At 46.4% G+C, this 20,245-nt stretch carries 18 protein-coding genes; 8 read left to right on the top strand and 10 right to left on the bottom strand.

Annotation, left to right across the window (positions count from 1 at the left end; all coding sequences use genetic code 11):
- Nucleotides 1–27: 27 nt before the first annotated feature.
- The 4 genes from L4D19_RS18815 to L4D19_RS18800 form a co-directional block, all read right to left on the bottom strand.
- The gene (locus L4D19_RS18815) at nt 28–1,563 is read right to left on the bottom strand and encodes a YfcC family protein (RefSeq protein ID WP_428453749.1); all 1,536 of its coding nucleotides are present in this window, start codon (nt 1,561–1,563) and stop codon (nt 28–30) included.
- A gap of 349 nt (nt 1,564–1,912) precedes the next feature.
- Entirely contained in the window at nt 1,913–3,823 is a 1,911-nt protein-coding gene (locus L4D19_RS18810) for a bifunctional metallophosphatase/5'-nucleotidase (protein ID WP_428453805.1), read from the bottom strand.
- Nucleotides 3,824–4,144: 321 nt separating this feature from the next.
- Entirely contained in the window at nt 4,145–4,495 is a 351-nt protein-coding gene (locus L4D19_RS18805) for a putative quinol monooxygenase (protein ID WP_428453748.1), read from the bottom strand.
- A gap of 75 nt (nt 4,496–4,570) precedes the next feature.
- Entirely contained in the window at nt 4,571–5,119 is a 549-nt protein-coding gene (locus L4D19_RS18800) for a hypothetical protein (protein WP_428453747.1), read from the bottom strand.
- A gap of 302 nt (nt 5,120–5,421) precedes the next feature.
- Here L4D19_RS18800 and L4D19_RS18795 point away from each other — a divergent pair, with 302 nt between their 5' ends.
- The 3 genes from L4D19_RS18795 to L4D19_RS18785 are packed head-to-tail and all read left to right on the top strand — an operon-like array spanning nt 5,422 to nt 9,193.
- Nucleotides 5,422–6,777: a TackOD1 domain-containing metal-binding protein gene (locus L4D19_RS18795; RefSeq protein ID WP_428453746.1), complete on the top strand. Its 1,356-nt coding sequence runs from the start codon at nt 5,422–5,424 to the stop codon at nt 6,775–6,777.
- On the top strand, nt 6,774–8,147 hold the full coding sequence (locus L4D19_RS18790; RefSeq protein WP_428453745.1) for a glycosyltransferase family 2 protein: 1,374 nt from the start codon (nt 6,774–6,776) through the stop codon (nt 8,145–8,147). Before L4D19_RS18795 ends, L4D19_RS18790 begins: the two co-directional genes overlap by 4 nt.
- Nucleotides 8,144–9,193, top strand: a complete 1,050-nt coding sequence (locus L4D19_RS18785) for an HlyD family secretion protein (protein ID WP_428453744.1) — start codon at nt 8,144–8,146, stop codon at nt 9,191–9,193. Before L4D19_RS18790 ends, L4D19_RS18785 begins: the two co-directional genes overlap by 4 nt.
- Here the strand turns inward: L4D19_RS18785 and L4D19_RS18780 are convergent.
- Nucleotides 9,190–9,618 carry a MarR family winged helix-turn-helix transcriptional regulator gene (locus L4D19_RS18780; protein ID WP_160649113.1) on the bottom strand — a complete coding sequence of 143 codons (429 nt, stop codon included), beginning with the start codon at nt 9,616–9,618 and terminating at the stop codon, nt 9,190–9,192. The genes L4D19_RS18785 and L4D19_RS18780 overlap by 4 nt on opposite strands.
- Nucleotides 9,619–9,844: 226 nt before the next feature.
- Here L4D19_RS18780 and L4D19_RS18775 point away from each other — a divergent pair, with 226 nt between their 5' ends.
- Entirely contained in the window at nt 9,845–10,306 is a 462-nt protein-coding gene (locus L4D19_RS18775) for a hypothetical protein (protein ID WP_075767424.1), read from the top strand.
- Here L4D19_RS18775 and L4D19_RS18770 read toward each other — a convergent pair.
- The 3 genes from L4D19_RS18770 to L4D19_RS18760 form a co-directional block, all read right to left on the bottom strand.
- Nucleotides 10,290–11,351, bottom strand: a complete 1,062-nt coding sequence (locus tag L4D19_RS18770) for an endonuclease/exonuclease/phosphatase family protein (protein ID WP_428453743.1) — start codon at nt 11,349–11,351, stop codon at nt 10,290–10,292. The two genes, L4D19_RS18775 and L4D19_RS18770, sit on opposite strands and share 17 nt — an antisense overlap.
- 162 nt (nt 11,352–11,513) lie before the next feature.
- Nucleotides 11,514–12,782: an O-acetylhomoserine aminocarboxypropyltransferase/cysteine synthase family protein gene (locus L4D19_RS18765; RefSeq protein ID WP_428453742.1), complete on the bottom strand. Its 1,269-nt coding sequence runs from the start codon at nt 12,780–12,782 to the stop codon at nt 11,514–11,516.
- Nucleotides 12,783–12,909: 127 nt separating this feature from the next.
- Entirely contained in the window at nt 12,910–13,479 is a 570-nt protein-coding gene (locus L4D19_RS18760; protein WP_428453741.1) for a cytochrome b, read from the bottom strand.
- Between the two features lie 357 nt (nt 13,480–13,836).
- On the opposite strand from L4D19_RS18760, the gene L4D19_RS18755 reads away from it, so the two are divergent.
- The 3 genes from L4D19_RS18755 to L4D19_RS18745 all read left to right on the top strand — a co-directional run bounded on the left by L4D19_RS18755 (nt 13,837) and on the right by L4D19_RS18745 (nt 15,854).
- Entirely contained in the window at nt 13,837–14,466 is a 630-nt protein-coding gene (locus L4D19_RS18755; protein WP_428453740.1) for a LysE family translocator, read from the top strand.
- A gap of 109 nt (nt 14,467–14,575) precedes the next feature.
- Nucleotides 14,576–15,010: an outer membrane lipoprotein gene (locus L4D19_RS18750; RefSeq protein WP_160649468.1), complete on the top strand. Its 435-nt coding sequence runs from the start codon at nt 14,576–14,578 to the stop codon at nt 15,008–15,010.
- Between the two features lie 181 nt (nt 15,011–15,191).
- Nucleotides 15,192–15,854: an alpha/beta hydrolase gene (locus tag L4D19_RS18745; protein ID WP_428453739.1), complete on the top strand. Its 663-nt coding sequence runs from the start codon at nt 15,192–15,194 to the stop codon at nt 15,852–15,854.
- A gap of 109 nt (nt 15,855–15,963) precedes the next feature.
- Here L4D19_RS18745 and L4D19_RS18740 read toward each other — a convergent pair whose 3' ends face one another.
- Together L4D19_RS18740 and L4D19_RS18735 are read right to left on the bottom strand one after the other, a co-directional pair.
- Nucleotides 15,964–16,347, bottom strand: a complete 384-nt coding sequence (locus tag L4D19_RS18740; protein ID WP_428453738.1) for a PH domain-containing protein — start codon at nt 16,345–16,347, stop codon at nt 15,964–15,966.
- Nucleotides 16,348–16,387: 40 nt separating this feature from the next.
- Nucleotides 16,388–17,014, bottom strand: a complete 627-nt coding sequence (locus L4D19_RS18735; RefSeq protein WP_428453737.1) for a 3'-5' exonuclease — start codon at nt 17,012–17,014, stop codon at nt 16,388–16,390.
- A gap of 378 nt (nt 17,015–17,392) precedes the next feature.
- On the opposite strand from L4D19_RS18735, the gene L4D19_RS18730 reads away from it, so the two are divergent.
- On the top strand, nt 17,393–20,179 hold the full coding sequence (locus L4D19_RS18730; RefSeq protein ID WP_428453736.1) for a M16 family metallopeptidase: 2,787 nt from the start codon (nt 17,393–17,395) through the stop codon (nt 20,177–20,179).
- Nucleotides 20,180–20,245 lie beyond the last annotated feature (66 nt).

Raw genomic sequence — 20,245 nt, 5'->3', positions numbered from 1 at the left:
GTGATAGGTGGTGGTGTCAAAGCGGGATTAGATATAAACGCTGATTAACAAGGTAGCAGCTGCCATCGCAATGAGAATGCCCAGAAGCGGCATAACAAACCGTAACCATTTATCGAAGGTTACATTCACCATAGCCAGTGAAGCGAGTACCAAACCGGTAGGCGTAATAAAGGCCATGAGCCCCATGCCAAATTGATACGAGCTGACAATGTTGTCACGCGGAATACCGACCACATCGGCCAATGGCGCCATGATAGGCATCGACAGCACAGCCAAACCTGATGAAGACGGTACAAAGAACGACACGCCTGCAAACAGGAACATCATGACAACAATGAACAGGCCTTTATCCATGCCTTCAACCATCGAGGCACTGGCATGCAGGATAGAGTCACTGATCATGCCGCCATCCATCAATACCGTTACACCTCGGGCAATCGCGATAATGAGTGCGACACCTAGCAAGTCATTGGCACCCTGAATAAACTCGCGGACAAACTCTTTTTCCGGAATCCGGTCAACAAGGGCAATAATGATGGAAGAAACGAAGAACAAGGTAGTCATTTCTTCAAACCACCAGCCTAGGCTGGATACACCGTATACCATAATAAAGAAGGTACTGGCGAACAGAGTCAGAATAATTGAGTGACGTTTTTCCAGCTTAGTCGCCGATGCGTTGGTATCGATGTTTTTAAGGAAACGTTCTTCAATTTCTTTTTTCTGGTTATAGATCAGAGATTGGGTTGGATCTGCTTTTACCTTTTGTGCATAGCGGATGATATACACCATGCAGACAACGGTACCGGCAATTAACAATGCCATGCGTGAACCTAAGCCCAGGGTCCAGTTGATACCGGCTGCGTTAGAAGCAATGATGGTACTGAATGGGTTAACCGTCGAGCACATTGTACCTATAGAAGAGCCAAGATAAATCGCGGCGAGGGCCACAATAGCGTCATAGCCAGCGGCAATAAAAATGGGAACGAGAATAGGGTAGAAGGCAATGGTTTCTTCAGCCATACCAAAGCTTGTACCGCCCAGGGCAATTAAGGCTGTCACTATCACAATGAGCCATTTTTCCCGCCCTGTCATGACTTGTGACAGACGGTTGATACCGGAACCAAATGCACCAGAGTGATTGACGATACCGATAAAGCCACCAATCACAAGAACAAAGAACACGACATCAATAGATTGATACATGCCTTGAATCGGTGCCTGGAATAAATCCATAATCCCTTGCGGGTTAGGATCGACAGTGGTGTAGGAGTTAGGTATACCCACTGGCTTATAAATGTCGCCATTGACGAATTTTTCCAGATCAGCCTTAATGCCGACACTGTCTAGTGTTTCCTGTGTCGCGGGCAGTGTCTCTGTCTGGCCATCCGCATAGGTGATCATAAAACTATCACCTTCGTAGGACAGTTTGTTGTAGACACCGGCATCTACAAACCAAGTCAGCATTGCCACCAGCGCGGCAACACAAAACAGTACTGTATATGCGGAAGGAAAGCTGAGCTTTTTCTTTGTCGGTCTGTCGACAGTAGTTCCATCGGTACTCATAACAACCCCTTTGTTAATTAGATTAGAATTTGAATAATCAACCTAGCTACTTCTGTGGATATATTTGTAAAATATGGATAGTTGAACTGCTTTTGTTGTTTGTTTTTGGGATTTTATTGTAAGTTTGTATTAAAAAACGGCCAAATATCACAATTAGATCATTTCGTGTGCTAGGTGCTGAATATTTGAGACTGCGAGCAAACTTTAAACACCTGTCGGCATTGAAATAGGAGATGTAATGAACTGACTTGAAAGTGAAAAGTTGATGTGGCGGTGATTGTTGAACGAATAGCGAGCACAAAAAAGCCTCCGTTTTCACGGAGGCTTTGCAGTCATTATTTTGTTCGTTTTAGGCTTTATTTAGAGCTTTGGCAATAATAAGTTCCCGCTCAATCTGCTCTTTAACGGCCGCTTCAGTGCTACTGCTTAGCTTTTGCTCCATTTGGGCAACATAACGCTTGAATTCATCATTAGTCGTAAAAATCTTATCTTTTACGTTAATGGATGCCGTGTTGGTATAGCGGCCATTCTTGCTGCTCGGCACTGAAATTTTGCCTTCGTTGATAAGCGCCTTAACAATGTTACGTTCTTTCTCAAAGCCTTCCAGTCCGCTCAGTGCCCAACGGTGCATTTGCTTGCCTTCATATTTGCCGTTCTTCACTTCGGTCAGATAGCGGATGGTCAGGTTACGAATTGTGCCAGCGTCTTCGCCGTATTTTTCTTCAGTATCGAACAGTACCGGAAAATCACGCCCTTCAAGCACACCGCCAGCCTTGGTGAGGTGGCCCATACGGTAGCTGTTCATACCGATACGTATAGGCGTGGTGTCAGTGATCATGTTGCCATCAGTAAACTTCAGAGATTTGATTCGTTGACCCGCAGGTTCTGTCAGGTCAATGGTGTAGGTAACACCGGCAAAGAAGTCATTGGTTGAGTATTTTGATGAGCGGCGCTCTGGGTTAAAGCTGTAGGTAACATCACCCTCTTTAACGCTATTAAAGTAACCGGCAGACCATTCCATGTAGGTCTTCAGCTCTTTGCCCGTCATCTCATAAACTGTGATCTCACCACCGGCATATTGGTAGTTGTAGGCAATATCTTTTGCCTTGATTTTGCCGACATCCAGTTCTGCATTGTCGTTATCGATCTGCAGAGCAATAACATTGGCCTTAGGCGCATAGTACATGCTGGCTTCCTGGAAAAGTGTACTGATGCCTGTATCCTGAATGTGAACCTGAGGAATTCCCTTGATTTCATTTTCTGGCACCAGATCAACACCGGAAAGTTCAGCAATTACACGGTTTGCATTTTCACGCAAGCGCTTATGGTAAGGCGCATAAAGCTCTTCCATTTTTTCGTCGGAAGCCGTGCCTTTAATTTTGTAGGTGTAGCTGTCTTTGTTCACCAACGTGAATTGGTCATTTCTTTCTTCGAACTGCAGGTCGACACGGGAAAGGGCACGGCCGTATTTGTCCGGCTCGGTGATAATGACGCCGTTAATTGTAACCTTATCAATTCGGGTATGCATGTGACCGGCTACGATAGCATCGAGTTCCGGGTTGACGTTGGCAATGTCACGGACACCGGTTGCTTCGATGTTATTTTCATTGTCGATACCCATATGCGCGACAAGCACAATAGCATCAACTTTGTCGTCAATCTGCTTGATGACTTTTTTCACTTCGAGCGCCGGATTGGTAAACGTCACGCCTTGAAGACGGTTCGTGCCTTCGGCAAATACTTGTGTCATTGGTGTATCCATACCAATGAAACCGATTTTAACACCTTGTTTTTCTATGATTTTGTATGCAGGCAGGAACGGGTTGCCATCAGGACGTTTGATGTTACCGCCCAGCGACGTGCCCTTAAACTGAGTCAATGAACGATTAAGTACATTAAGGCCGAAGTCGAATTCGTGGTTGCCCAGTACCCAAATATCATAGTCCATTTCGTTGAAGCCCAGCATCATAGGGTCAACAGGTTCGTCTTTGAACGTCTCGACGAAGTTACCTTGAATGGTGTCGCCGGCATCAACTAGGACCACATTGTTCTGTTTTTCACGGATTGATTTTACCTTGGTGGCAATTTGGCTCAGGCTACCGCGCATATTGAGTTTGTCGCTAGCGTAGTCCCATGGCATGAAGTGGCCGTGAATATCTGAAGTACCAAGAATAGTGACATCAACAATGTCTCCATCTGCGGCAAAGGCCTGACCGGCAAGTGAGAGGCAGATGGCAGAGGCTAAGATATGTTTTTTCATCATTTAACTTATTATTGTCATTGGAATTTAGTTGATGATTCTAAATCTAATACTTAGGGGCTAGAGTGACGGAGATCGCTAAAGTTATGCAATACGTATCTGTGTTTTATAAAATTGTGAGCACAATCGCACATCACTTGGTTGAATAATGACAATTCTGTCATTTAAGGCTCTTTTAGGATGAGGGGAGAGCTAGGATAGTGATGCTTGACGCGGTTAGTGATTTGAAATGAAGTTAGTGGTGAGGAACAAGAAACATCGCGGAAAGAATCGGTTAGGACAACTCACGTTGAAGAAAAGTAAGTTGTCCAGACAAGGTGCTTAGCCTAGTTTAGGTGCATCGTAGTTGCTTGGCTCATCGGAATAAATACACACATTCCATTTTTCGGCAGCCCCTGTTTCGGCTTCACAGTGCTGGGCAAAAAAGCCCTGAATTTCTTCGCGCTGGCAGTGGGCTTCGAAGGCCGCCATATCGGCCCATATCTCATTGAAAGCTATTGGGAATGACTCTCCGGGAGCGAAATCGCTCGGAATGTGGCGCGTAACAATATATTGGATACAGCCATCTTCTCGAAGAGTGTTTGGCTCTAAGGCTTGCAGGGCCTCGAACAATTCCTGTTCGCGCCCGGCCTTGGGCTGGAATTGGGCAATACAATAGACTTTCTTAGACATCTTTGATTTCCTTATCACTTATGAATCGTAATACTTGCTATTAAGCCCAAACAAGGGGCCTAGCCAATAATAGACTTAAAACGGGTATCGTACCGAGAAAGCAAGCGTCTGATCATTAACACCTTTAATTCGCCACTCTGCCCCCATAGAAAAAGCATCGCCAGTATGAAGGCGGGCATAGAGACTAAAGATGGTTATGTCTTCCTCCGCTGCAATAACACCAACCTTTCCGCCTGTTTCAAGCTGGGGCATTATCCAGGCAGATAAGCCGAAGTTCAGCTCAGAAGCCAGGCTACCCATCGATTTGTCATTTTCTTCATTCTTGAAGGACAGTAACTTGACTTGCCCGTTTAAGTCGGTGAACTGGTTAACGGCGGCATGGAAACCCAATCCGGCACCGATGATCCAGTCATTTTCAAAATGACTCTCGGCCTCGGCAATCATATGGGCATTGGGATGAATTTCCTGGCTACCTGCAATACCTAATCCCCCGGGACTTAATGGCACGCGAACTTCAAAGTAATTGTAGGGGAAGTTGGCGGCGGCATTCGCTGCGGAGCTCAGGCCGGATGCGGCAAGAATAACTGCGCTGCACAGCAGTTTGGCAGGGGATAAGGCATTCATGGATCAGTGTCGTACTCTTTCGTATTGAGATATCTGATTATGCCAAAACAAGCGAGTAGATAGCTATTAGAAAATTTCTAGAACATGCTAAAAATCATAATGTTGAGTGTTTTTAAGCATAATTTACTTGAGCAATATCACTTTCTTCTCAGAACCGAACAAAAGGCTTAGAGTAGATCCGTCCTAAACTGATAACACAACATATTGCCATAAAAGGGTTTTATCACTGACATCAATGGATGTGTTCAACCGGGTAAGCTGGTTTGCCGCTGAAGTTCCTTGACGTTGAGGCGAATGTACAGATGGCTGAATCAATAGATAAGCATGAAAGTATTCAGGTGATTGGTGATCCGGTAGCGGAATTGCCAACGAATGTTGACCGGGTCGATGAGTGGAATATTGATATATACCCTTCTGTACTGGTAAATGTCGAGCCTGCTCGTCAAGATGAAATTTTGCTGAAAATCCGTAGTGATGAGGTGCGTCGTCTGCAACCGGTCTTTTGCGTTTCGCGCAGTAAAATGTCGGACGTATTATCAGATGGGTACCTTGAACAAATGCGGCACAGGATCCCGTCAATCATTGAAAAACTCTCGTTATTACACAAGAATCCTCATCCAGAGCCTCTGGATTTGCTGGCCTGGTATTGCTGGCCGCGTTCTCATTTTCACCTCACGCCCGTGTGGTCTGCCATTTATCAAAAAGGCTATCGTTACCCGTTATTGGACTGCCTGGTCGGAATTGAGTCAAACCTTGCCCTGATGAGGGCAGTGGAGCACCATTTGCTGCTTCCCGGTAAACTCATCGACAGAATTCGTCTTTGTCGAAACTGTCAGAGCGGTCGTCTTAACTATGTCGATGTCTGCCCTGAATGTAATAGCATCGATATCCACCTCAAACCTGGGGTGCATTGCTTTGTATGCGGTTACGTCGATGATCAAGACGTATTTATCCAGTCGGGAGTGATGCAATGTCCTAAGTGCTCGACTAAGCTCCGGCATATTGGTGTTGACTATGACCGGCCCTTGGAGCGTTATAGCTGTTATTCCTGCTACATCCGCTTTATTGAGGCTGTCGTCAAAGTACGTTGCCACGATTGCGGAGAAGTACAGTCGCCTGATGATCTCACTGTCTCGCCTATTAACGAGTTTCAGGTCGGTAAACTGGCACGTCAAATTGCTCTTGAAGGTTCGCACCTGCTCCACCTACCTCTTGCATGGGGGGCCCCTATAACGGTTGACCATTTACCCTGGCTCTTACAGTGGACCAGCTCGAACCAGAATCGATACGGCGGTGATAATACGGTGATGCTGATTTGGCTCTCGAATTTATCAGAGGTAAAAATCGATCTCGGCCTGTTGCGGGTTCAGGAGCGTCTCAAGGAGCTGGTCAAACGCATGCAGGGAATTTTTAGGGAAACTGATGTGGTGTGCCAGTATTCTGATGACATCTTAATTTTACTGTTACCGCACACCAGTGAGCGTGTCTGGGAAGCGCTCAGAGACAGGATTGCCAGTTTAAGTGAAGTCGAGGGCCTCGATAAGTTAGAGGTGGTTGTGCAGGTACAGGCATTGCCTGTGCCGGAAGGAAAAAAAGCGGAAGACTGGCTGAAGGAATGGATATCAACTGTGACTCATTACGACGGTGATGTCTTATGAATGAATGGTGGTTTACCGTCCGTTACATCCTGACTGACTTTGCCGGAAATATTGCCAATACGCCGTTGGTGATGGCGATGCTGCTACCGATGTTGCTGGCATTCGAGGTGCCTTTGATGATCCTGACTCTGAGCGGAGTGTTGAAGTGGTTTTCCAGGCAGTATAAGGAACAGGCATTGAAGCGATCCGGTGAGCAGCCTGTTGTCTCTTGTGTTATCACCTGCTATTCCGAGGGAGAAGCGATCCGGGTGACGGTAGATACCTTGCGTGAACAGCTTTATCCCGGTCAGATTGAAATTATTGCCGTTATTGATGGTGCACAGCAAAATGCCCACACCTACCAGGTCGCTCGGGCTTGCTTGCATAACTTTGAAGGCTGTAAAAACCGGCAGTTGGTACTGTTGCCCAAATGGCAACGCGGTGGCCGGGTATCGACCCTGAACTCGGGACTGGCGGTTGCAAAGGGAGAGATTATCATCAATGTCGATGGCGATACGTCCTTTGACAACAATATGGTTGACGAAATAGTGCGCTGTTTTGACGATCCTGACGTACCGGCTGTCGGCGGGGCGCTTAGAGTCCGCAATACCTACGACAGCCTGGTGACCCGGATGCAGGCGTTCGAGTATATGATTTCGATGCACGGAGGCAAAACTGGGTTAAGTGAATGGAATTTAATTAACAATATCTCTGGTGCGTTTGGGGCGTTCCGGCGTGATTTTTTACGCAGCATTGGTGGTTGGGATACCCATACCGCAGAAGACCTCGATCTAACCGTCAGAATTAAACACTATCTTCAGCGCCACCCCGGAATGAAGATTGCTTTTGCCCCAAAAGCGATTGGTCATACTGATGTACCGAATACCATCAAAACGCTTGGTCAGCAGCGGCTTCGCTGGGATGGTGATCTATTGTTCTTATATTTGCGGAAACACATCTTTTCGCTGACACCTAGAATTCTAGGTTGGAAGACGTTTATCTACACCTTGGTATTCGGCATTGGTCAGAATATTGTCTTGCCTTTGTTGGTCACTATCTATATGTGGTGGTTAGTCTTTGCCTATCCTTCGGAGTTTGTGGCCGCCATTATCATTGGGTTGTACCTGATTTATTGGGTGTTTTCTATCATCAATTATCTGGTATTTGTTATAGCAGTGTCGGAGCGGCCGTTGACAGATTTGAAAATCGCACTCTGGATTGTGTTATTTCCGATTTATACCTTTGCTGTCAGGATGTGGGCAGCAGTCGCTCTGCTAAACGAGATCTTCCGTAGCTCCCATGAGGAAAGTGGAATGGCGCCATGGTGGGTGCTTAAACGGGGTCATCGTTTTCGCTGGTGGCAGGGGCGCAGTGGCAAGAGGTCTCGATGAAGGTCACGTTCAACTCTCCCAAGCAACAGGATGCCGCCAAGGAAGAAGGCGTCAGGGTGCCTTATGCGCCTGCTAAGCGGGTTGCGTTCAATCTCCGTTGGTATTTTATTCTGATTCTGACATTCAGCCCCGTTGCCTTTCTGCTCTGGTATGTTGGCCGCGACTGGGTGATCACAACCGCGCCCGGCATAGTGACAACAGAGCCCCAGCTCGTGGTTGCCAGTGGTGAAGGACAAATTGATGAGGTCTTTGTCGTAATCGGGCAAGAGGTCGAGCAAGGAACACCTTTAATGAGGGTGACCTCACCATTGCTTCGCGCGGGGATTGCTGAACGGCGCTATCAGCTCTCACAGTTGAAGTTTGACTGGCGACGTTATAATCAGGCCAAAATGGCAGCCCTTGACGAAGAGATCCGTATTGCCAAGGAAGGGGCGGAAAATCAAGAAACGGTGTTTAAAGAGTATGCCAAGTACAAAAAGCAGAATCTGGTTTCGAGTGCCGATTTTGCTGCTGTTTTGCAAATTCGCACTCAGTCTCAGTTGATCTACCAGCAGGCGCTGCAGCGCAAAGTGGACGAAATGAGACAAATACAAGAACTGGTTTCTGCAGGGGCGCAATCAATGGCAATGAACGAGCTGAAGCGAGATTTGGCTGAAATGGAAAGCCGGTTAACTCAGCTTCAACCAGTAGCTTTTAGTAATGGGCGAGTGGTTGATGTGTTGGTGAAACCCGGTGACTGGGTTTTTGAAGAAACCCCTTTACTGCTATTGGCTAGGGCTTATCAATATCAGGTCAATGCTTATGTGTTGCCGAAATATATCGAAAAAGTTCAGCAGGATGAGAAGGCCGTTATTCAGTTTTCGAGCGGCGAAGAGCTCAGGGCTAGAGTCGGGCGGGAGGTCGAACTCGCCGATAAAATACCGCCTCAGCTGGCAGGCCCCTTTGAAGGTCAAAAAAGTATGCTGAAGGTGAAGTTGATCCTGGAAGAGCCCATTCCCGACAAACTGAAAATTGAAGGTTTGCCGGTTATGGTGAAGTTTAACTAGATTGCCGTGACCATTTTCTTAAGTAGTTTAATCATGGTTTTTTGCTCACTTTCATCAAGTGAAGACAACATCTCTTGGTTGACGGCAACAGGGAGATGAATCACTTCGTTTTTTAGTGCTCTCCCTCTATCTGTGAGATAGATTCTGTATGAACGGCGGCTGTTTGGGTCATCGCGCCTTTCAACCAGCCCAAGTTTTTCCAATTTGTCTAGTGTTCGCGTAGTTGTAGAGTTCTCTACTTTGGATTTTTGTGAAATGTCACGCTGAGTGACACCTTCTTCTTCCCACAAACACATCATGGTTGGCCAGAGGGCAATAGACAGCCCATGCTTTTTTAATTCGGTATCAAAGGTTTTAGCGGCTTTATTGGCAACAACATTTATTAACCAGCCAAAACTTTCTTGTCGATCAAAGGTTGTACTCATGAGGATCTTTTAGTTAATTCAATCGCTTTGGGCACTATAAGGGAAGTGCGTACGTCTTTTCAATCTGTATATGCTGATTTGACCTTCTTACGAGGCTATCAGGAAGGTCCCTGGCTTTCATAATTATTCTCCTGTTGCGAGGTCATTGTTGATCATTTACACTGCAATCATTGCTTACGCAATGATTGCAGTGTAATCTAAATGAAAGGAATAAAGGAAAGCAATTATGAAAACTAGCACTTTGAAGAAAGTACATAAATGCGCGGCGGTTTGCGCCTTCCTGCTAATCGCGACATTTTTTACCAGTACTGTTGTGGCCGAACTATGGGGAGATTTAGCTATTGTCACCCAGGTTAAGCAAAGTATCCTGGCTTGTGTGTTGTTACTTGTTCTTGCCATGATGGCAACAGGCATCTCGGCGAAGAAGCTCTATAAGGCAAAGGCCAAAGGAGTATTTGCCAAGAAAGAGTTGCGTATGAAAATTGCTGCCACCAACGGCGTTATTATTTTGATTCCAGCCGCGTACTTTCTTGCGACATGGTCTGCTATCGGCCAGTTTGACCAAGTGTTCTGGACAGTACAAATAATCGAACTTGTTGCTGGCTTTACCAATGCCGTGTTAATCGGATTGAATATTCGTGATGGTATTCGGTTAGGAAGAACACGTCCGACTACGAACGCAGTGTAAGGCTTACCGTAATCACGGCGTGATCGGTACTTTGGCTGTCCCGCTCGAAAATTGGGTTAATCAAGTGCCGATCATAAGTATGATAGTTGCTCACTTCCGCCAGGCTTTCTTGGTACTTTGCATCAAACTCGCAAGATAGCAGAATGTAATCCAACACCGAGCCCTTAGTGCCGAAATAATGGCTGTAGGGGCGCTGTAGTTGTGTCGGCTCATCGTGCTCTGATGTTTGGCTGGCTGCCTGAAATAATGTCCAGCTGTCGTTGAGTTGATAGGGGGTTAACAGGTGGTTAATGCTGTCTTGATTGCGTCTTCGTACATGATGGGTCAGAAGATGCTGGAGCACACCATCTTGCAAGTTGTCATTGAAATCCCCCATCAGCAAGATTGGGTTTCCTGATTGCGCCCTTTGCTCGATGATTGCTGCCAGTAATAGCGCGGCCTCTGAGCCTCGCTGAATGGCTGAAGCCCAGCTCCCTGTTATTTCGGCTGTAAGGGCTTCTACAGCATAGCGACTACTGTCAACTGGTGTGTCGATTTCACTGTTGCCGGGGCGCTTGGATTTGAAGTGCACAACATAACAATCGCATGGACCAAAATGGGGAATATCGATTGTTGCCCTTATCGGTTGACGGCTGAATTGAAAGTCACCCTGTAACCCCATCGATTTTGCCAGTTCAGCGTTTGGCTTAACGGGTGATGTTGCATTTATCGGGTAGCGAGAAGCAATTGCTACAACCGGGCTCTGATAGATGTAATCATCAACGAGCTCAGCTTCATCTATCACGGCAAAGTACGGGTATCCTTGCTCCTTAACTAACAATTGCAATGATTCAGGGCTAAAGACTTCCTGAAAGCCAATGATGTCCGGCTGCTGCTCAATTAGATAGTTGCTGATCCAGTCTTGCTTTTTCTGCCATTGATCCAGGCTGTAGATATTTTCGAAATCATAGAAGGCATAAGGTGGTTCAAGATAATTGCATAAATTGAAGGTCGCCACTTTGATGGTGTCAGAGTGAGGAACAGATGAGCAGGCTTTGTGTGACAAAATAGGGCGTCTCTGTGTGGAGTATACACAGGCATTATAACAGGCTTGTTATACGTTTAGCTTGCTCTTGAAAAATATGGCCCCAAAAAACATGTGGCCGCTAAAGTATTAGCAGCCACATAGTGGGTATGTTGCAGGTGTTTAAATTCTTCTCTTAAGCCATTAAGCGCTCAGGGCCTGTTCCAGATCTGCTAGAATATCTTCGATATGCTCGATGCCTACCGAGAGACGGATCATCTCCGGGCTCACCCCGGCTTGATGCTGTTCTTCTTCGCTCAGTTGGCGGTGAGTTGTTGATGCCGGGTGACAAGCCAGTGATTTGGCATCACCAATGTTTACCAGGCGTTTGAAGATTTTAAGGCTGTCATAAAAGCGAACACCTGCCTCGTAACCGTCTTTCAGTCCGAACGATAAAATGGCTGAGGGTTTACCTGCCATGTATTTCTCCGCCAGCGGATAATACGGCGAATCAGGCAAGCCGGCATAGCTAACCCAGCTTACTTTGTCATGATTCTTCAGGAACTCGGCAACTTTAAGTGCATTTTCAGTGTGGCGCTCCATCCGCAGAGGCAGGGTTTCCAACCCTTGGATCAGCATGAATGCATTCATCGGAGACAGGGCAGAACCGGTATTGCGAAGCGGTACGGTACGAGCGCGGCCGATAAACGCGGCATCACCAAAGGCTTCGGTATAGACCACACCATGATATGAAGGCTCAGGTTGGTTAAACACCGGGAAGCGATCTTTGTGCTCCGCCCATGGGAATTTACCGGAGTCGACTATAACGCCGCCAAGGGTTGTGCCGTGACCACCAACGTATTTGGTCAGGGAGTGCACCACAATATCAGCACCAAACTGAATAGGTTTACACAGGACAGGCGTGGCGACTGTGTTGTCGACAATAACCGGCACTCCTTGTGCGTGAGCCAGTTCGGCAATGCGTTCAATATCGACAATGTTGCCGGCGGGGTTACCGATACTTTCGCAGTAAACGGCTTTGGTATTGTCATCAATCAATTCTGCCAGGCTTTCAGGGCTATCATCTTTGGCAAATCGTACTTCGATACCTTGTTTCGGCAGCATATGGGCAAACAGGGTGTAGGTGCCGCCATATAGCTGGGGAGTCGAAATAATGTTATCGCCAGCTTCTGCCAAAGCGAGAATGGCATAGTTAATTGCAGCACTACCAGCACTGACAACAAGGCCGGCAATGCCACCTTCAAGAGCCGCCATACGCTGCTCCAGTACATCGTTAGTAGGGTTCATAATTCGGGTATAAATATTACCCGGCACCTCAAGGTTAAACAGATCCGCTCCATGCTGAGCGTCATCAAATTCATAGGCCACAGTTTGATAAATAGGTGTAGCTACAGACTTGGTTGTCGGATCTGTTTCGTATCCATAATGTATCGATAGCGTTTCGTCTTTCATTGTTCTTCCTTGATTGAAACTGGTGAAAATACCCGTTGGTATTATTATCACTAACCAGTATGTCAAAGGACGTTGTCAAAAACTATAGCTATGATTTTTCATGGGTTTGTTCGAAATAATATGCGAACTAAATCATTTTCCCCAGCACATCATTTTCAGGTCTGTCAAAGAATCGGTGTTTTAGCGCACCCGCAATATGAGCACACAGAACACCAATCATGCCGTAAGCAAGGTATTTATGGATTGTGATCATAAATTTTGTGGTGTTGTAGTCTTTTTCTATCGGGAACAGTGGTAGTTCAATGCCGAAAAACCAGATTGAATGTAGCGGCGGAACACCGGGAAAATCGGGAACAGCTGATGAAGCGATATAGCCGACAACCGGAATACTGAGCATAAATCCATACAGAGTGTACTGAGCGGTTTTAGCTGCTATACGTTCATGCAGGGGCAAGCTTGATGGTATCTCGGGAATTTGACTTCGAACTCTTACTACCAGGCGAATAAAAACCAGAATAAAAGCTAATACGCCAAAGGCTCTGTGCCAGTGGTATAACGCGAACTTATCAGTAGATTCCATCGGAAGGGCCGCCATATAGAGCCCAAGAGCAAGGAGCCCGATAATGAGTGCTGCCATAATCCAGTGCAACAGCCGCATGGATAATGAAAACTTATTGGTTGGAGTGGTTCGCTTCATTGTTTGTTCCTTTTCATAAGGCATCACTATGGGGAGTTGGTGTTCCATGTAAGCAGCAATGCCGTCGCTAACATGACTGTAGAGTTACATAATTTTCATATGAAGATTAATTGGGTGAATATGGATATATATTTTCCATATGACTTTTAATAATGGTTTGAAAGTGATAGTAGATGCCTTTCAGTGAATTGGCTTGTGGTGGCTGTTGTTATGAGTGAGAGTTTTTAGGTGAAAGTGTGAAGTGTCTCTAAATCGGTTTTGCCAGGATGTAACTGAAGGGGAAGGGGTATTAATTGCTTATTGAGTTTGGTTATATCGAAAAAGAGATGAGTTATTTAGTGTTAATAAGGAAATTGAATGTCTGACTATGGTTTTTGGTTGTTGTTTTTTTCGACGGCACTTGCATTGAATATCGCCCCGGGGCCAGATTTGTTTTATATCCTCACCAAAACGATAGCCAGTGGTAAAAAAGTGGGCATAGCCTCTGCACTTGGAGTGTGTACAGGTGCTTTGTTTCACGTATTTGCTGCCGCTGTTGGACTGTCGGCTGTATTAGCTTCATCAGCATTGGCATTTACAGTAGTAAAGTATATCGGGGCAGGCTATTTGATCTATTTAGCCTGGCAGTCATTTTCTTCCTCTGGATCTTTGTTGAATATCGACGCAAAACATGGGCTGAAAGAAACACCGATGGCGGCTTTTAAGCAAGGCGTGTTGGTTGATATTCTAAATCCTAAGGTTGCTATCTTTTTTATGGCCTTTCTGCCTCAGTTTGTCCGTGAGGGACATGGCTCTGTTACGTTCCAGCTCATGTATTTAGGACTCTTGGTTATCGCGGTTGCAATCATCGTTGAGGTTATCTATGTGTTAGCCGCTTCTATGCTGACCCACAAACTGAGAAGTAACCAACGATTTAGCCAGTGGTTAGATCGCTTCGTCGGAACGGTATTCGTCGTGTTGGGTATCAAGTTAGTTGCCAACAGTTAACGCTGCTGTGAATAAAGGGCTGTAGAAACATCTTGCTATACTTATGGCATCGAAATGATGTTTTTGTCGGGCAGGTGATGATGTGAAGAGTTTCTACGCTGTTGTATTGATGCTTTCGATGTTCGGGTTCACTGGTTGTTCCAACAATCCTTACGGTGACTCGTATGGTGTTGCCGATACGCGGACAATCCAACAAGTGCGATATGGGACCATTATGAAAACTGAGCCGGTCAGCATTGAAGGCGAAGGGCAGGTTGTCGGTGCCATAGCCGGTGCTGCTGTTGGTGGTATTCTTGGTTCAAAAATCGGTGGGGGATCAGGTTCGGATATTGCAGCAATCGGTGGTGGTGTACTGGGTGGTGTTGCCGGTAGTAAAGCGGCCGAAGGTGTTTCCCGACGAGACGGTGTCAACCTGACCATCAAGATGGATGATGGTGACACCATTGCGATTGTACAGGAGGTCAACCCGAGCATGATCTTTCAGGTCGGGCAAAGAGTCAGGGTGAACATAGATGGAAACACGGCACGGGTGGTACCTGAATAGCTTGTACACATAGCCGTATAGCCGTTAACTGATCAATAGAACCACTGTAATTGTCGCAGTGGTTTTTTGTTATTCGTCATAGAGGTAGTGCCCGTTTTACAAACGAGGTGGTAAAGGTGTTTCTATTCGGTGTAAGGTGATGGCACCTATCTATCAGATCTATCTAACAGACCGATTAATCATGACTTATTTATCGTGTGTTGAAGTAGAGCCAAAGGTTGAAGCTACCGCCGCCGTCATTTGGCTGCATGGACTCGGTTCCAATGGCCATGACTTCGAGGCTATTTTGCCTGAGCTGAACTTACCGCTAGATGCACCAGTTCGTTTTATCTTTCCTCATTCGCCATCGCTAGCTGTAACCATCAATGGCGGAATAGTGATGCCTGCCTGGTACGACATCCTGGAAATGGGGGCAGGGCGAAAACTGAATACCGAACAACTTCTGGATTCGGCAAGGCGAGTTACTGATTTAATTGAGCGTGAAATGGAACGTGGTATTGATAGTGAGCGTATATTGGTTGCTGGCTTCTCACAAGGCGGCGCAGTCGCGTATCAAGCCGCACTGAGCTTTCAGCACAAGCTGGCTGGTCTGCTTGCACTTTCTACCTATTTTCCGACGTCTGACATTATCACAATTAGTGAAGCGAACAGGCATATCCCGCTGGAAGTGATGCATGGCAGCTATGATCCCGTGGTATTGCCAACCATGGGTGAGGACGCTGTCAGTGACTTGCTGGCTGCTGGTTGTAAACCAAACTGGCGGACATATCCGATGGAGCACCAGGTTTGTATGCCTCAGATCCGTGATATTTCGGCCTGGCTACAAGACATTCTGAAGTTGTAGATTCTGAATCGAAATATAACAAACGAGTAAGATGATTTTCTGCAGTACTAAAAAGCCACGCATTCGTGGCTTTTTACTTCAATGTTCGAGTCTTATCTCAAGGCTAAGCTTACTTGCCAGCAATTTTAGCCGCTAGCAGTCCCTGCATTGCGTAAACGTTGGTTTTGCCGTTAAATTCCAGAGCAATAGGCTCAGACTGGCCGGAAATCCACAGCTTTAGCTCTGCATCTAGATCGAAATGACCCGTCGTTTCAACGGTATACATAGTGATAGATTTAAAAGGCACCGAACGGTATTCTACTTTTTTGCCTGTCATGCCTTGTTTGTCTATCAAGATCAAACGACGATCTGTCAGAACAATCATGTCTCGAATTAACTTGTAGGCAAGCTCAATCTGCTCATCGGCACCGAGTATGGTGGCAAGCTCTTCCGTTGCCTCTTCGTTACTCATTTCGCCGGCATTACCTAATAGTGCGTCGAATAGTCCCATCATTATTCCTTATTGGTTATAACAAAATGTATAGATGAAGTTGTCAGCAGGCTTGTTTTCTCAGGTAAGCAGTAACCGACGCTTTTGCTGTCCGGGAGAGCTTCTGCATCACTGAAAATTCAGGCATGGTGATCCGGTGATCTGATTTTAAATCTTCCAGCATTAACAGCCACAGTTTGGCCGTCATTTCGGAATCTGCCAGGGCCCGGTGGAAGACGCCGTCGTTGTCGATATCTTTATAGGCAACTAGGGACCCGAGCTTATGGTTTGGTGCCTGCTGGTACAAACGGCGAGCAATGAGCATGGAGCAGGCAAACTGCCCATCATAGCTTCGGCCTATGCTATCCAGTTCGGCATCGAGGAAACGCTGATCAAAGGAAGCGTTGTGAGCAACGAGGTTATACCCGGCAATAAAATCGGCAAACTGATCCATTACTTCGTCACAGGCTGGAGCATGTTGCAGCATTTGGTTGGTGATACCGGTATAGCCTGCAATAAAGCTGCTGACTTTGAAGCCGGGATTCATCAATTGCTGAAAGCGATCCACAACGATGCCGTTGTCTATTTTAACTGCACCGATTTCAATGGCACGATCGCCCATGTTCGGTGAGAGTCCGGTGGTTTCGAAGTCGAGGACGATAACAGTGTTGGCTGCCTGGGAGGTTGTCACGAAATAAGCCTTAGTCTGGCGATAAGAATGACCTTATTGTAACTGTGCGCTTTGAGGAAGCCAATATACCTTCGCTGTACATGACTAAGGTTCTCTCATGGCATTGACCTACTCCAGAGTATAAAAACAAACAACTACCGGGCGTTATAGACTATCTGAGTTAAAACGGCTCCTTCCGAAGGAGTCGTTTTTTCCATATTGTGAATTCAGCTTAATCTGTTAATTCGTATCAAAAATAATCATTTGTGCCACTTATATACAAGTGTATGATAATTAACTAGTTGAGTATGGGTTGAGTCTTATTGTATGGATGGAAAAAGGCTAGTTAGATGTTGTGGGGCTATAGCTGCCTCACTATTGCTGATGGCTTGTAATCAAGTGCCGGATTCGCAACCGCTGGTGGAGGATAGCCAGTGGCAGCAAGGTCAGTTGGATAATGGGCTGAAGTACCATTTAAGGTCAGTTAGCGGAGAAGCTGTTTCATTTCGTTTATTGGTTCATGCGGGCGCTGTGGATGAAACCGCTGAGCAGGCAGGGTATGCGCACTTCCTTGAACATATGGCTTTTCTGGGCAGTGATGGCTTTGATGCCGGAAAAGTTGAATCTTTGTTCGTTGGTGCCGGTGTGACGTTTGGCGATGATCTGAACGCATTTACCTCTCATGATGTCACGAGCTATCAAATCGATCTTCCTAATAACAAACGTATGGAAGATGCCATTGTCTGGTTGAGCGACATCGCCACTGGAAAGCTGACGTTGGATCCTGCGCTTATTGAAAATGAAAAAGGCGCGGTATTAGGCGAATTTCGACTAAGGCAACGTGGTGACAAGCCAGCTGAGCTAAAGGCCTTTGAAGCCTTGCTGCAAGGCAGTCGCTATGAAGGCATTGATGTACTCGGGACTCAAGACAGCGTTAAGAACATAAGCCGCGATGGCTTGCAGGCGTTTTACCTGGCTCATTACCGGCCTCAGAACACTGAGCTGATTATTACCGGCGATATTGATAACCAGCGTCTGGAGCCGATGATTGCTCGATATTTCAACAAAGCAAACATTGTTAGTGTGGGGGAAGGTGAAGGTGTTGATACTGAAAACGCCGCTATTGAGTCTGGTGATGAAGGGATCGCGAGCCTGACATCGGAACCCCTATATCTCACAGGGGCCGCTGGCCAGCAAGCCGGAATGAGCCTTCTTATCGAATTGGGTGACAGTCGTGTAACGACAGATCTGCAATACCAGACAATGCTTCTCGAGGATGCTGTGCTTCGGGCTATCAGTCGTCGATTGAATGATCGACATATTGAAACGCAGTCGCCATTGCTTGGCTCATATAGCTTTCCCACCCTTGTGATTGATCGTTATATAGGGGCGATAGGTGCTGATTTTGCCGAGTCTGATCGGTTGATAGCGCAACAATTCTTTGCTGAAGAACTAGCCAGCTTGCGTGACCACGGTGTCGGTACCTTTGAGTTTGAGTCTGTTAAAGACTCATTTCTGAATGAGATTAACGGCCTGGATACACAATGGTTGAACAAACGAGCGGTTGACTACTCTGAAGATCGCCTTAATGCACTCATTTTGGGCAAGACACAACAGTCGAAGGAAGCGGTTCGTAGCCAGTTACAACAATTTGTAAACCAACTGGATCAAGCGAAACTGAACAAAGCAATCAAGTCGTACCTTAGTGAATCAAGTAATAAGCCAGTATTTGTGGTTACAAGGGAAGACGGTGTAAGTAAAGCCGAAGCGACATCTTCTGAGTTTACAAAGCAGTTCTCAGCAAAAGGCAAGGCGCTGATAATGGCTTCTTCAGCGATGGATATTCCGATGCCTGAGAAGGGCGGCGAAATTACTTTCTATGAGGAGTTAGAGCCAACAACCCATCGTTGGACACTGGAAAATGGCATTGACGTTTGGTTACGCCAGATGCCTGAAGCTGGTGACAGAGCCTATGTATACTTAATGTCATCCGGGGGGATGGCGGCATTGCCATCTGAATTACGTTATGCGAGTACATTAGCCCCTCCGGTACTTGCACGCAGTGGTTTGGCAGGTGTTTCTGCCTCAAAACTTGAGAAGTTGCTTGTTCGCCACAACACCTATGTTGAGTCAGTATTGTGGGAAACCTCTCATGGTTTATACAGTGAGACGGCCAAACAGGAGTTACCATTTGCTCTCTCGGTGTTGTATCAGGCGATGACGGGTGCCAAAGTCGACGAGCAGTATTTTTCTGCTGTCCAGCAAGAGAGTGTCATTGATCAGGGGAACTGGTTATCTTCTCCACTTGGCAGCTATGTCAGTCAGGTAGTTGGAACGCTTTATCCTGCTGACAGTACATTGCAATTACCGACTGGGGAGGATATCCAGCAAGTGTCATCGGATCAGGTGCAGGCAGTTGTTGATACCTTGATGCGGAAGAAACGGAATTTTACCTTGGTTGTCAGTGCCGATATTGAAGTCAGTGATTTCAACAGACTGCTTAGACGCTATGTGGCGGGTATTTCTTTTGAGGCTGAGTCGGGCTCATCTGATATTGCCCCTGTCATTACGGATTATCGAACCAATCCAAAGGTATCGACAGCATCTAAGCAAGTCGAGGAGGCGGTAGACAATACGTTAACCTATCAAGTTCATTTGTTCTCTCAAGGTAAGACGAAAACAACCAAAGATAGGTTTACGGCGGATTTGCTTAACCGACTACTGAACAAGCGTTATCGTGATGAGTTACGCAATGCCCATGGGTTAGGTTATGACCCGTCAGCTCAACTGCTTTGGTCAGATGGTAGCGGTGAGGTATTGGTGATGTTTGGAGTAAACGCTGCACCCGATAAACTCGATGCAGTGCGTGCAAGCACTAGACAAGTACTGGAAAAGGCGAGAGAAGGCTTCACTGCGAAAGAGTTTGCAGTGGCGAAATCACAATTGGCAACCGCGCTGACGCCGGGGCTGACTAACCCGCAGGAGCAAGCGCGAATGCTCAGCAGTTACGTGCTGTTTGACGCTGATCCACTAGCCGTTATTCATCCTGATAAAATCTTGTCTACGTTAACGTTGGAAGAGGTTAATGCATTGTCTGAACGCCTGATAGGTGAGCAAACACAGCAGATGGAATCGATGTTAACGCCTAAAGGGGTTTCTTCGAAAGCGGCTAACCCGGACGCCTGATCAGTTTATTAATTAGGTATATTAGTTCTGACAGGATCAGACAACATGAAGCCCCAAGCTATTCGG

The organism is Photobacterium kasasachensis (assembly GCF_050336885.1).
Taxonomy (GTDB): Bacteria; Pseudomonadota; Gammaproteobacteria; order Enterobacterales; family Vibrionaceae; genus Photobacterium; species Photobacterium kasasachensis.
The sequence above is the reverse complement of the archived record's forward strand: the minus strand, read 5'-3'. Positions and strand labels throughout refer to the sequence as shown.